Origin of the sequence: Cupriavidus sp. SIMBA_020 (assembly GCF_046535395.1) — a bacterium.
Lineage (GTDB): Bacteria > Pseudomonadota > Gammaproteobacteria > Burkholderiales > Burkholderiaceae > Cupriavidus > Cupriavidus campinensis.
Genome location: NZ_JAWRWU010001228.1, coordinates 1 through 251 on the forward strand (window position 1 = coordinate 1; position 251 = coordinate 251).

The window sequence follows — 251 nt, forward strand, 5'->3', positions numbered from 1 at the left end:
GTGGCATGCGATCCACAGCAGCACGAAGCCGAGGATCGCGTTCAGCAGCAGCGCGCTGAGGATCGTGCTGAGCTCGACCATCCCGTAGCGGATGTATGCGACCAGGATGCCGAGCAGCACGATCGGCACGCTGAACGTCAGGTAGACGAGGATCAGCGCCTTCGCGGTCTGCCCCGCGGCGATCGACGAGATTTGTTTCTTCATGTGTGGATTGCCCCCGTAGAGATATACCGATTGGAATTCAGATCAGG

The 251-nt window shown here is 59.4% G+C and carries 1 protein-coding gene; it reads right to left on the reverse strand.

The window, feature by feature from the left end; translation table 11 throughout:
• Window positions 1-204 (reverse strand): hypothetical protein (locus SB751_RS33445; RefSeq protein ID WP_410749427.1); only part of this gene is annotated, 204 nt, incomplete at its 3' end.
• Between the last annotated feature and the right edge of the window lie 47 nt (window positions 205-251).